General features: G+C 37.9%; 13 protein-coding genes. 2 read left to right on the top strand and 11 right to left on the bottom strand.

Translation table 11 applies throughout. The features are described from left to right. Positions 1–44: 44 nt before the first annotated feature. Entirely contained in the window at positions 45–263 is a 219-nt protein-coding gene (locus ACTNBR_RS13560; RefSeq protein WP_235250825.1) for a cation transporter, read from the bottom strand. 205 nt (positions 264–468) lie between these two features. On the opposite strand from ACTNBR_RS13560, the gene ACTNBR_RS13555 reads away from it, so the two are divergent. Continuing rightward, positions 469–1,467 (top strand): helix-turn-helix transcriptional regulator, encoded by a 999-nt coding sequence (locus tag ACTNBR_RS13555; protein ID WP_427738641.1) that lies wholly within the window; start codon positions 469–471, stop codon positions 1,465–1,467. 50 nt (positions 1,468–1,517) lie between these two features. Here ACTNBR_RS13555 and ACTNBR_RS13550 read toward each other — a convergent pair whose 3' ends face one another. The 8 genes from ACTNBR_RS13550 to ACTNBR_RS13515 all read right to left on the bottom strand — a co-directional run bounded on the left by ACTNBR_RS13550 (position 1,518) and on the right by ACTNBR_RS13515 (position 10,585). Next, a complete protein-coding gene (locus ACTNBR_RS13550; RefSeq protein WP_427738640.1) occupies positions 1,518–1,916 on the bottom strand; it encodes a hypothetical protein in 399 nt (132 codons plus the stop codon). Positions 1,917–2,171: 255 nt separating this feature from the next. Beyond that, positions 2,172–3,350 carry an FtsH protease activity modulator HflK gene (hflK, locus tag ACTNBR_RS13545; RefSeq protein ID WP_235250993.1) on the bottom strand — a complete coding sequence of 393 codons (1,179 nt, stop codon included), beginning with the start codon at positions 3,348–3,350 and terminating at the stop codon, positions 2,172–2,174. A gap of 17 nt (positions 3,351–3,367) precedes the next feature. After that, positions 3,368–4,264, bottom strand: coding sequence for a protease modulator HflC (gene hflC / locus ACTNBR_RS13540; protein WP_235250994.1), 897 nt, complete (start codon positions 4,262–4,264; stop codon positions 3,368–3,370). A 28-nt stretch (positions 4,265–4,292) separates the two neighbouring features. Next, positions 4,293–5,834 (bottom strand): FtsH protease activity modulator HflK, encoded by a 1,542-nt coding sequence (gene hflK, locus ACTNBR_RS13535; protein WP_235250995.1) that lies wholly within the window; start codon positions 5,832–5,834, stop codon positions 4,293–4,295. A gap of 22 nt (positions 5,835–5,856) precedes the next feature. Beyond that, on the bottom strand, positions 5,857–8,082 hold the full coding sequence (locus ACTNBR_RS13530; protein WP_347375390.1) for a peptidyl-prolyl cis-trans isomerase: 2,226 nt from the start codon (positions 8,080–8,082) through the stop codon (positions 5,857–5,859). A gap of 229 nt (positions 8,083–8,311) precedes the next feature. Further along, positions 8,312–9,193 (bottom strand): ketopantoate reductase family protein, encoded by an 882-nt coding sequence (locus ACTNBR_RS13525; protein ID WP_235251227.1) that lies wholly within the window; start codon positions 9,191–9,193, stop codon positions 8,312–8,314. A 439-nt stretch (positions 9,194–9,632) separates the two neighbouring features. Further along, positions 9,633–9,887, bottom strand: a complete 255-nt coding sequence (locus tag ACTNBR_RS13520; RefSeq protein WP_235251223.1) for a hypothetical protein — start codon at positions 9,885–9,887, stop codon at positions 9,633–9,635. A gap of 74 nt (positions 9,888–9,961) precedes the next feature. Beyond that, positions 9,962–10,585, bottom strand: coding sequence for an L-2-amino-thiazoline-4-carboxylic acid hydrolase (locus tag ACTNBR_RS13515; protein WP_235251222.1), 624 nt, complete (start codon positions 10,583–10,585; stop codon positions 9,962–9,964). A 357-nt stretch (positions 10,586–10,942) separates the two neighbouring features. On the opposite strand from ACTNBR_RS13515, the gene ACTNBR_RS13510 reads away from it, so the two are divergent. Further along, on the top strand, positions 10,943–11,335 hold the full coding sequence (locus ACTNBR_RS13510; RefSeq protein WP_235251057.1) for an ArsR/SmtB family transcription factor: 393 nt from the start codon (positions 10,943–10,945) through the stop codon (positions 11,333–11,335). A gap of 90 nt (positions 11,336–11,425) precedes the next feature. Here the strand turns inward: ACTNBR_RS13510 and hydE are convergent, their stop codons facing one another. Continuing rightward, positions 11,426–12,463, bottom strand: coding sequence for a [FeFe] hydrogenase H-cluster radical SAM maturase HydE (hydE, locus tag ACTNBR_RS13505; RefSeq protein WP_347375389.1), 1,038 nt, complete (start codon positions 12,461–12,463; stop codon positions 11,426–11,428). A gap of 5 nt (positions 12,464–12,468) precedes the next feature. After that, positions 12,469–12,656: hypothetical protein (locus ACTNBR_RS13500; protein WP_441018708.1), on the bottom strand; the 188-nt coding region annotated here is incomplete at its 5' end.

Below are 12,656 nucleotides of genomic sequence, written 5' to 3'. Positions count from 1 at the left end.
CTTCCGCTTTCTGCATCCGGAGCGCCATAAAATACTGCTTCTAACTAAATCTCAATTTCACAGTCAGGTTCTACTTTCCTACAGGCTTTTAAAACTTCTTTCATTACCTGCTTTGCATCCTTGCCTTCTTCAAACTCTACAATCATCTTCTGAGTCATAAAATTAACTGTAGCAGAAGCAACACCAGCTGTTTTTCTTGCTGCATCTTCCATTAAATTAGCACAGTTGGCACAATCAACTTCAATCTTATAGGTTTTCTTCATTACAAATTCTCCTTTTCACTTTTTAGATTTAACCATTAAGCACTTGTTTAATTGTTATGTTTGTAGTATAATTACTGCACAAATGGAAGTCAACAGGTTGCAGACAGTCCCTTCCAAAATGGATAAAAACATTTCTAAAAAGGATATTTTTAAACAGTAGATATTGATAATCTGACTATTAATTATCAGAAAGACGAGGTGCCTTTTGTATAACGAATATATTACACAAATCAAGAATGAACTCATAAATATCCCGGACGGAATCCTTTTTGAACAGACATATCCCTGCATAGATACTCCTGTCTGTTCTGAACACCTTGATACGCTTCCAAATGGTAAGGGCAAAAAAATTTCATGGAAATTATTGACTGGAATTACTATTATTTTTCAAGATTATTTAGCAGAACAGATTTCCTGTAACCACAAACCAGAAAAGGAACTTTTGGAAATTAACTATTGTCGCTATGGACGAATCGGCTGGAATATGAAAAACGGTCGTTCCATCTACCTTGGTCCTGGTGATTTCTCACTTCACACAAGGCAACTATGCGCCGGTTCCGTCATGACTCTGCCCAGCGGTCATTATGAAGGACTTACTGTCTGCATTGATCTTTCACAATTTGATCAGGCACCCCCAGAACTCTTAAGAGGGACAAAAATAACAGGGCAGATGCTTTCGGAAAAATTTTGCTCTCGTGGAAATTTCTCCTTACTTACAGGCAATGAAAAAACAGAAGCAATCTTTTCTGGATTTTATAATTTATCCGAAAATCTCAGGAAACAATATTTCATATTGAAATCCCTCGAGCTACTTCTCTATCTTAGTGAATTTAAAATCACTTCCGGAAAAGAACCAGGGAAATACCAGTCGGAACAGGTGGAAATTATCCGCCAAATCCATGATTACCTTTTACAGAACATAAACCACCGGATAACAATTGAAGAGTTATCAAAACAGTATCTAATGAACCCTACAACTTTGAAATCTGTATTTAAAGCAGTATATGGAGATTCTCTTGCTGCACACATGAGAGAGCACCGACTAGAAAAAGCTGCTATACTGCTTACCGAAACCAATAACAGCATCTCACAGATTGCTAAAGCAGTCGGTTATACAAGCCAGAGCCGCTTTTCTACAGCTTTTCATGAAGTATACCAAATGCTTCCGTTGGAATATCGAAGAATTCATTCCAACATTCACTAAAATATATATTTCTTAATAAAAAGCAGACCATAAGGATAATCAGACAGTAGCTAATTATCTTTATGGTCTCTATTATATCTTACTTCCAATACTCCACTCATTTTATATATATTTGTCAGTAAAGCCTGTTTTTCAGCTTTTGACTTAATCAATACATGATAATAATATTCACAGCTTTTATTTTTTTCAGATGTCCTTATCATGATCAATTCCTTCGATATGGTAAATTGTTTTATAACTACATCAAAATTTATTTTATCCATCCGTTCTTCTGGAACTGTAATCTTCATCATGTATTCTTTATCGTCTGTTTCCAAACTCCCTTTAAGTATGTGATACCTCGTCATGATAACAGCAAACCCAATAAGAATCATGACTATAGCAAACACTATTATCACCAAAATTACAATCTCTTTATATAACAGCATAATGATGGTCTGTACTGTCATGGAATAATTCCCAATGGCAGTACTAGATCTTCCTTACTATCCTCCTCTCTATCAATTTGATAATTTACCCAAGGTTATTCTGTATGTATTAGTTTAAAACTATTTCACAATAATGAAATCTCATAGGGCAGATGGGATTGAAAACATGTGGTTGCATAATCTCTATCTACTCAAACCCCTTCTTTCCCATCTATTGCCCCTTTATATAAACATCAGACATATTATTTTATGCATGCCGATGGAATTGCTTATATGTTAATTTCCCGAATCCTGTGCTTGCACCCCAGAGCTATCTGTAATATTCATACCACTTTGAAGACTCGGGTCAAACAGTTTCACATCCACATTACCACCTGATGAATCAACAATATACATCTTTACTGTTGGAAGAATCTTATCCAATGTCTCCAGAAGCAATCTGTATTTTGTCGTATCCTCCGTATAAATTGCAGAATTATTCTGGTATTCTTTTAGCATACTCAGGAATTTTTCAGTATCACCTGTTGCGCGCGAAATCTGTTCTTCCTTATAAGCCTCCGCCGCAGAAATTTTTTTCTCTGCATCAGCACGCGCTTGTGGAATCAAGCTGTTAGAATAACCATTTGCTTCGTTAATAGCTGTTTCTTTCTCCTCTTTTGCAGTTGTAACATCCAAGAAGGCATCTGATACTTCACCCGGTGGAACAATTGACTTAATATTAAAAGCCGTAATTTGCATACCTGAATCATATTTATCTAAAATATTCTGTGCAATTTGCAAAATATTGTTCTGTGCTACAACCTTTTCCGAACTTAGTACATCATCCACGGCAGTGTTTGCCATCATTCGTACAAGAGCAGATTCAACACTGTAACGTACCAATTGCTCACTGCTCCCATTGATGTTATACAAAAATTTGGCTGCATCCACTACTTTATAATGAACAACTGCCTGTGTCGTAATGATATTCTCATCACCTGTTAACAACTGAATCGCCTGCGGTTCTTCCTCTGGCTGATGTACATGTTCCGGTAGCGACATCCCTACATCAGCTCGTCTTACTTCTGATACATTTACCTTTTGCACCTGGTCAATCGGGAATGGTAATCTATAGTGTAATCCTTCCTCCACCGGCTGTACCTGCACCACTCCAAATCGTCGAATGACAGCTTGTTCTCCAGGACTAACAATATATATTCCTGTTAGCAAATATATAACAACTACCGCACCTCCAACAGCCAGAATCGCTTTTCTAGGATTAATATGACCAAATGCATTTTTCAAATCATTTATAGTATTCCCACCGGTTCCTCGGAATATCTTCTTTATTATAACTGTAATTTTTCTCACAGTTCGGCCTTCTTTTCCATTTATTTTTCCAGCTAGTTTCTTCCCTTTTTCTAAGAAGCTTTCGCCTTTTTTATCTGGGGAAACTCTTTTTTTTCGTTTCCACATAGCCTGTCCTCCTCGCCTTATTTTGAACTACCACCTAGATACTTCAAGATTTCCGCCGTGGACGGTAATATCAAAGTAGTATTTCCATCTATCGTTTTTTCGTAAGTCTCCAAGGTACGGATAAATTCATAAAAATCAGGATCTTTCTGGAATGCCTCTCCATAAATTCTAATAGCTTCCGCATCACCCTCTCCCTTGATTTGTTGCTCTTTTTTATAAGCTTCAGCTAAAATAAGCTGTTGCTCTTTTTCTGCATCAGAACGTATATTTGACGCTTGTTCACTTCCTTCTGCACGATATTTTTGTGCCATCTGTTCCCGCTCTGCACTCATTCTGTCGTAGACACTTTGCTTATTTGCTTCTGGAAAATTCAATACACGAATCTGTGCGTCCACAACTTCTATTCCATAATCTGCCGCCTGATCTTTCGCATATACCACTACTTCTTCTGTCATTTTATCTAGTTCCAATTTCTGTTCATCTGTATTAACAAGCTGTTCCAGATTATATTTTCCCATTTGCACTCCTAGACTTGAAGAAAATACATCCATAAGCCGTGATTCTGCACCCACTTGATTTTTCACCGTTTTCAAGAATGCTATCGGGTCTACTATCTTCCATGTTCCATAATAATCCAATGCCACACTTTTCTTATCCAGTGTTAGTAGTTCTATAGAAGAAGTCTGATATACCTGTACCCTCTTATCAAGATACTGAACTGACTGGATAGGATCCGGAAGTTTCACTTTCAAGCCTGGATTTTCATCCACTCTTACCGGATTTCCAAACTGTGTCACTACCGCATATTGAGTAACATCCACCTTGTAAACTACAAGAGCCGCTACAAAAATTACTATTGTCAACAGACCTCCAACTATCATATGTTTAGATATTCTTTTCTTTATTTTTATCATCTCGATTACCTCCACCGTTTTTTCACATCTATTCCTCCGATTGTGTTGATGCATTCTTCTGGTTTGCAATCCATAGTTCTGCGTTATCAACATTAACACCTACTCCTAATAGCACCTTTTGTACATTTGGCAAGACCTTATCCATCGCTTCCATATACATCCGGAACTCAGTAACCCCCTTTGACTTCGCATATTCCTGCTGTCTTGCAGTGAACAGGGACGCATCTCCTTCCGCTGTACTGATTTTATTCTGTTTATAACTCTCTGCATCAGCTACCAGTTTATAAGCGTCTGCATTGGCCTGTGGAATAATCGTGTTTTTATAAGCCAATGCATCATTGATGTATATACTCTTATCTTGCCGTGCTGTTGCTAAATCCTGAAAACTTGCCATTACACTTTCCGGCGGATCTGCCTGTACAAGCTGTACATTGACAATTTCTATACCTGTACCATTCTTTTCCATCACAGCTTCCAAAAGCCCTTTTGCACTTTTTTCAATATCTGTTTTTCCTTCTGTAAGAATATAATCAATTGTACTCTTTCCTACTATTTTACGTATGCTTGTGGTTGCTCCTGACTGAATCAGCAACTCGGCATCAGATACATTCAACACATAATCCGATGTGTCATTAATCCGATAATTTACCACTAGGTTGACATTAACCAAGTTTGTATCTCCAGTCAGAAGTTCCTGTACCCCTACCTCAATCTTCTGAACATTATCTGACTTTATAATACTAACCTCTTCAAACGGAGCTGGCAGTCGATAATGAATCCCAGGCGTTACTTTTTCGTTCACAACAGCTCCAAACCTGCGAACAACTCCGGTTTCATCTAAACCCACAAAATAGATTCCGGACAAAAGATAGGCAGCGGTCAGCACACCAGCTATACCGGCAATCATCTTCTTATTTCCATGAAAACCATGCACATGTCCCATATGTACATCCGTCCTCTGTTCCATTTCTGGATGTAGCAGCATAGACAAATTAGATGTAAATATTTCATAGCCTGATATCATCAGTAATACCATTGCAACAACCGCAGAGATCTTATCCAGATCCGGCATTCCAAACAAGGAACCTACGATTCCCACTAACACAGCTATAGAGCAGTACATATCCATTTTTGAATGGTAACCATCCGCTATAAGGCTTGACGACCCTGTTTGCTCTCCTACATAAATTTTGTACCTTGCCATGAAATAATTAATTGCTACTCCGACAAAAGCTGCAGCCGCTACAAATGGCACATATTTAAGCTCTGTCTGTTCCCCGCTTAATGCATCAGACAAGATTTCTATTCCCATAATAAATATAAATACTGATACAAAAATTGCGAGTAAATGTTCCAACTTTTTAGATGCCAACCGTAGTTTTTCTGTGCCATGTCTCGCTGCCATCAGTCCGGCAAATACTACACTTGTCACGAAAACATCCGTAAATGAATGCCATGCGTTTGCCTCCAGTCCTATGCTCCCCGATATTTTTGCTAGGAAAAACCGCAGTACAATCAAAATGATATTTGCAATAAGCGTTATGAATATCGTTTTTTCCTTTCTGCCCATTTTTCTCTCCTTTCAAATGTGTCTATGTGTTATTTTTTTCTTCTTTTAGAAGTTTCTTTAATGTTCTGTTATATATTTTAAACTCCGCCTCTTCCAGCATTTTCTCTTCCATGTCCTGTATCTGCCGATCATGTTCCTGCTCTTGTAAATGACTCTTTATTCCTTCCGACAATTCCTCCAAAGATGCAAGGTTCTCCTCCATGCGATTTCTTACATAAAAAATGTAATATCCTTTATTGTAATCCAGCACTTCGCTAAATTCCCCCTTTTTCAGAGAAAAAACAACATCTGATATTTCCTGCACCATATGACCTTTATCGAAGGTACCAGAAAGCTCCCCACCGGAAGATGCAGAAGAATCCTCCGAATACTTTTTTGCCACCTCCGCAAAATCCTCTCCATCACGTACGGAAGCAAGCGCTTCATTTGCCTTTGTCAAAGCCTGCTCTTTTTTCTCCCCATTTGTTCCCTGATCAATCCAGATCATGCTCAATTCCACAGTAGCAGGCGTTGTTAAGAGTTCTTTATTTTCCTCATAATATTTTGCAATTTCTTCTTCCGTAGGCTCTTTCAAGTTTGCATCCACTTCCTCCTGATGCATGACTTGGTAAAGATACTGTATTTTCAGTTCTTCAAAATCATGTGTTTTACTGCCGTCCGAAGAAGCACCGTCCTCACTTTTTTCAAGTAAGAGTTCTTTTGCAATGATTTGCTCTACAAGTTTTTTTCTTGATTCATAAGTCAAAAGTTTCTGTCTATAAACTTCCGAGAGTTCTTTGAATTCCGTATAGAATTCACCTAAAGTGTATCGTCTGCTATGAACAGAAAAGAGCATATCATTTTTTCTTTCTGTATATTCTTTATCCATTTTTTCCAGCATAAGGGTTCCTTTGATTTTATCCGAAACCTCTGAAATAGGTTTGGTCCCGGTTGCCTGCTTTTTATCCAGCTTCAGAATACTTACCGTTCCATCTGTATTCACAATAGGATCGCTGACTTCCCCTTCCTTCATTTCCCAGATAACAGCTTTTGTACTACCGTCATCTGTCCCTTTTGTCAGAGTTCCCTTTGTCACTTTCCCTGATTGTGAAAAAGCTGTCGCCACATCTTGAAAACTTTCACCTCCTTTAATCCTACGTATCGCTTTATTCGCTATGTCAGCTTTTTCCTTAGCTATTTTAAACTCACTGTATTCAGCCTTTTCTTCCGTCCGATATTGTTCCAGGTTAACATTATAATAGTTTTTTATCTCTTCATCCGTCGGAGAGTCTATTTGTAGCACTTCAAAGTTGACTTGCAGACCTGCTGTTTTTTTCAACTCTTCAATATAATCACTTATAAAACTCTCATCTTTTTGATTCGACAATGTCTGGCGAATTTCATCCTCCACCTCTTCAAATGTCTTGCCATCAAAATCCTTCTGGTTTTTATTGTAATATTCTTGCACTTCTAGCTTTGGAATAGATTCCGGAACAATATTATCTTCATGCAAATCTGCCATATATTGCTCTACCGTAGCGTCATTCAGCAAATCCTCCATCCCATGCTGCACTTCTTCACGGTTTGTAATTCCTTTTTTCTCCGCCCAGTCATTGACAATCTTCTCTACTGCCAGCTTGGTAACCATTTGCTGATAACCGTTAAGTGAATCAATAGGATGAACTTCGCATTCCTCTGTGGAATCGCATTTTGAATGATCATATCCATGAGTTGGGCAAAAAATATGTTCCTGTTCTTTTGCTGATTCAACTTCAATAAATTGATTCAACTGATCAATAGTTATATTGTTACCGTTATATGAACCCACCACGTCAGGTTTTGGAGGTCGAGACTCAACTAAATCCGGAAGGAACTTCCACACAAGTCCACCAACGACCCAAAATATAGTCACTGCTATTCCTATAATCTTCCACCTTGTATTGCGTTTGGTTGGCGTTTTATTTAATTCAAAATCATCTAATGAATCAGATAGTACCTGCTCTATCTCTTCAAGATTAATATTTTCTATCTGAAGCGGCGTATCCTCCTGATTTCTCTGAAAGTTTTTTTCTTCATTTCTATTTGTAATATCGTCATATATTTTCTCTGCCTGTTCTTTCCCTTGTTCTTTAGATTTTTTCTTGATTCCAAGAACATGTAATAAATCAGAAACTACCGATTCCTCATTATTTTCATCCAAATTACTTTTTTTTATCTCTTGATTATTGCTGTTCTCCTGAATGTCTGGATTTCTCTCCTTATCCTCCATTTCAATCCCTCCTGTAAGCATTCGTGAAGTGTAAAAATAGTATAAATAATGAATGTGGGAATATTATGGGGAAATTATGAGGATAATATGGTAATTACGAAAAAGACTCTTAAAATGATCTATCCAAACTAAATAAAATCCCAGAATATCCTCTGGGATTTTATTATGGATTTCCATCCTCGAAATATTTCCATGACTAAAACATATGGATTCTATCGCAATATTTAATTTATGCTAAACTGCTTTTAATATATCTATAAAACTGTTCATGTAGCTGCCTCATCTCATCTGGCGCTTTCATTGAATGTTGATACATGAACATATTTCCAAATTTGCTTCTGAACACGAAACTCAATCCCATGCTCAATATAGAAACCGGTGCAAGACGAAAGAAATTCATTTTGGGCGGAGATAATTCTATTCCCAATTTATGAAGTGCTGAAAAATTACGCTGCATTTGTTTTGCAGTATAGAGCATCACTTTTCCGTCATACCCCGCCTTTTCTGGGTTGTCTGCCATATAATAAGCATCCGCAATAGGTACAACCATTGCCAAGTGACTCAATTGCCAGGCATGCATATCCTGAACAATCTGATACGGTATATTAGCTTGCTTAAAGAGAGATGCCAATTTCAACAATCTTTCCGTTTTTTCTCCCGAAATCTCAGCAAAAGTTGTTTTCTGAATAAGCCTCGGAGTAAGAGCTGCGTGAAGCACATTTTCATCAAAACTTCCGCCCGCCCCCGGAAACGCAGGAACAATTCTGCCTTTTCCACAAATTTCTTCCCAATTACTATATGGTTCCAGTGTGTTGACCATTGTAACAATATTAGGGCTACAATTATTCTTTAGCTCCCTTAATGCAATATAGACTTGATTTTCTCTGACAGGCAAAAAAATAAAGTCATATAAATCGTCATCTTCCAATTTATCAATGATCGTTAATTCCGCTTTCAGAATGCTATTATCCTTAGAGTACAGCAATCCATTTTTCTTTAGAATTTCCAGCCGCTGTCCTCTTGCGTATATGCAAACATGGTGTCCGGCATCACTGAACAATGCCGCATATAAACACCCGATAACGCCAGCTCCATAAACAAGTAATTTCATCGCACAAAAACCTCTCTAATTTTTGACCAGTTTACTTAATTCTGATTATGCTACTTAGCGTAGCAAGCAATATATCTATTATTTTGCGAGTGAACGACCAATGATATATACTCCAACAGACATCTCTCCAACAGATATCCCTGCCATTAATCTGGACAGAAAATCTGTTCCGCCAAACAACCTGGAAAAAGCGAACAATGCGATTCCCATTACTATCAACAGTATACCAAATATGTACATTTCCTGTTTTCTAGCTACTGTATCCACCCAATCATGTCTAATATTTGTTCTTCGCTAAACTCTCGAATACTACTATCCGCTTTACCATTCATTAACTCGGATATGGTAATGCCAAGCTCCTGGCATAACATTTTTCTTTTGCCCACGAGAGGTAAGTCGGAACAATCGTATTGAGCGATTGTTTTACATAGGTAATATCCTATGTAGAAATTTCACCGATTTTTTGAAACGCACTTCCGACGACCTCCGTATCGCCTATGGCAATCATTGCCCATGCATTGTCACCGAGAGCGAAGTATTTACCAACAGATAATGCACCCACAGCAGGAAAATCGCCGATTGCAATTGCACCGAGGGAAATGATGCCAAAGCTAATTGCCCAGGTTGCAAATACTTCGATGAAAAAACAGCCTGTTAACAAAATACCAAGGGCAAACATAGCGATAGAAAGCAAACATCACACCGAAAGGCAAAATTTCATATTGTGAAAATCTACCTTGAGAACTCTTTATTACAATAAGTACTTTTTTAGGATTTTCTTGTCCAATGGCAGTCGCAGCATGGTTCTCCACCAGCTAGTGTGAATTTACGAATAAATGTACTACCACTTAATTCTGCCATATCATAATCATAAGTACACATTGCCGGGCAAATCTCTGGTATATCCAACAGCTTCAACAAGTACAATATACCACAGTGGGTAAAAATAGCTGAGTAACAGTTAATGTTCCTCCCCGTTTCGTAACGAAAACACCATGTATAAGGATTTCTTTCTGACCGCCTCACACTTTCCTCACCTTGTCGTTTCAACTTTGCCTGCGCTTTTGGCGTGTACTTGCTACCCAATTTAAGGAAACACTTCATAATCATATTGTTGGTCATGGCATGATGATAAAAGTCGGTAACTTGTTCAAGGTTTGGTTTCTCTTCCAATTCCAGATATACCGATGCCAGCATTGCTGCACTCAAAATATTCGTAAGAAAAGGATCTCCTTTTTCAAATTCTGGTATATCTACTAAAATATTCTGATAGCATTTCCTGGCCTTTGCCATTACTTTTCGTGGATTCTCTTTGCTCATACGATACATTTCTCGCATAAAAGAACCCTGAAAGCACCGCCACATAGCTTGTGGCATTAGCCCATTCTTCATTTTCTTATTCCCCTCCCTTTTCTTCAAAAACTAAAATGTAACATATTCCCAGTACACTAATTCAATGATTGCTTTTTTGTTGTATTTTTCTGACAAATGCATCCTTTGTTCATCGTGACATTCTAAACGAGTTCTTTTTGGAGTTCGCATGAACAATTAAACAACCTTTTAACTAACGTTACTTCACTATATAATTCTGGCAAATACAAGTCAATAGTGTAACATAATAAACCTTCCATTTGGGCGAATATAATTTCCATTTGGGCTATTCTATTCAAAATTTAAGCACTTGTTTAATTGATTTGAATATGGTAGAATCTACTTGCACACAGATAAGAAACGAAAGGAGTCATTGTAATGTCTGCAGATATTTTGCCTCACCATCATCATAATAATCAAGAAGTAACTCAGTTGAAAACAACATTAGATAAAACAGATACTTTTCAAACTGTTGCAGATATGTTTAAGCTACTTGGGGATAGCAGCAGAATTCGTATTTACTGGTTGTTATGTCACTGCGAAGAATGTGTTATCAATATCTCTGCACTGGTTGATATGACAAGTCCAGCAGTATCGCATCACCTGCGCCAGCTAAAAGACAAAGGATTGATTGTCAGCAGGCGAGATGGAAAAGAAGTATATTATAAAGCTGCGGATACAGAGCAAAGCCATCTTCTACATCTGACGATAGAGAAAATAATGGAAATCACTTGCCCGGAATCTGCACATTTTTTGAAAGGAACAAAGTAGAATACCAGAAGATTGCTCCTCTGGTATCTTATTTATTTAATCAACGATTATTCTTTCTATCAACAAAACTATAATTAAGCTCTTTACCTATTATCCAATCGCATCTCCCCGCTCTTCTACCAAACGGTATCCGACGCTCTCTACTCTCTTTTGGAGACACTGTCTACACTCAGCCGCTTCATCACCAGTACAAATCTTATTATCGTACAATTCATACAACTTACGTTTCTCTATCGGTGACAAGTTAGGCATCACTACATTCGCTCCGACAGCAAGTCCCTTCTCTCTTCCCAGCGGATCCACCGTCCCCAATGCGGTAGTTGCCGGAAGGAGAATCTTGGGAAACATAATTCGGATAACTGCCAACAGAAACAATGTCATTTGGAAGCTTCCTACTGTTTCGCTATCATATATTGTATCATGATGAGGAATAAATGGACCAATCCCCACCATTTCGGGATGAAGTTCCTGCAAAAACACCAAATCTTTTGCAAGGTGAGACATTGTCTGTCCTGGAATTCCCACCATAAAACCAGCTCCTACCTGATATCCAAGTTCTTTCAAATTATATAGGCATTGTTTTCTATTCTTATTGCTCATGGATGTAGGATGCAGTAAATGATACAATTCTTTATCCGCTGTCTCATGCCGTAGCAGATATCGATCTGCTCCTGCATGACGAAATTTTCGATAACTCTCATATGATTTTTCTCCGATAGATAAAGTAACAGCACATTCTGGAAATTGTTTTTTAATATCTTGAATAATTTCTACTATATACGCATCTTTATACCACGGATCTTCTCCGCCCTGCAATACAAACGTGCGATACCCGAGAGCATAACCGCTCTGACAGCATGCAAGAATCTCTTCCTTAGTAAGGCGATACCGTATGATATTACAATTATCTCTCCGAATACCACAATAGTAGCAGTTATTCCTACAGTAATTGGTAAATTCTATCACCCCTCTGGTATGTACCTTATTTCCATAATATGTTTTTCTAATCTGGACCGCTTCATCTTTAAGCCTAGCAAATACTACTTCATCGTTCCAATATTCAAGTAGCTTAATATACTCTTCCTCTGTAAGACTGTGCTGTTCTAGAAATTTATCTATTACTACCATACCCGTCACCTATCTACTTCACTCGTTACTTTTACTACAAGTATAATCATCCAGAAAATTATATTTCGCACCATCCATCTGGTGTTAATGATTTCATGAGCTGTCACCAGACTGCTCACACGAATTGTCATCAGATTGCTTAACTGCCTGTCATAGATAATGGTGGATTCGCCGCCCGAAAACGGGCGGCTGA

The sequence above is a fragment of the Bariatricus sp. HCP28S3_F11 genome (assembly GCF_052065395.1).
GTDB lineage: Bacteria > Bacillota > Clostridia > Lachnospirales > Lachnospiraceae > Allocoprococcus.
The sequence above is the reverse complement of the archived record's forward strand: the minus strand, read 5'-3'. Positions and strand labels throughout refer to the sequence as shown.

Coding starts and splice junctions, on each gene's coding strand:
- ACTNBR_RS13560 (WP_235250825.1), bottom strand. CDS start 263: ATGAAGAAAACCTATAAGATTGAAGTTGATTGTGCCAACTGTGCTAAT.
- ACTNBR_RS13550 (WP_427738640.1), bottom strand. CDS start 1,916: ATGACAGTACAGACCATCATTATGCTGTTATATAAAGAGATTGTAATT.
- hflK (WP_235250993.1), bottom strand. CDS start 3,350: ATGTGGAAACGAAAAAAAAGAGTTTCCCCAGATAAAAAAGGCGAAAGC.
- hflC (WP_235250994.1), bottom strand. CDS start 4,264: ATGATAAAAATAAAGAAAAGAATATCTAAACATATGATAGTTGGAGGT.
- hflK (WP_235250995.1), bottom strand. CDS start 5,834: ATGGGCAGAAAGGAAAAAACGATATTCATAACGCTTATTGCAAATATC.
- ACTNBR_RS13530 (WP_347375390.1), bottom strand. CDS start 8,082: ATGGAGGATAAGGAGAGAAATCCAGACATTCAGGAGAACAGCAATAAT.
- ACTNBR_RS13525 (WP_235251227.1), bottom strand. CDS start 9,193: ATGAAATTACTTGTTTATGGAGCTGGCGTTATCGGGTGTTTATATGCG.
- ACTNBR_RS13515 (WP_235251222.1), bottom strand. CDS start 10,585: ATGAAGAATGGGCTAATGCCACAAGCTATGTGGCGGTGCTTTCAGGGT.
- ACTNBR_RS13510 (WP_235251057.1), top strand. CDS start 10,943: ATGTCTGCAGATATTTTGCCTCACCATCATCATAATAATCAAGAAGTA.
- hydE (WP_347375389.1), bottom strand. CDS start 12,463: ATGGTAGTAATAGATAAATTTCTAGAACAGCACAGTCTTACAGAGGAA.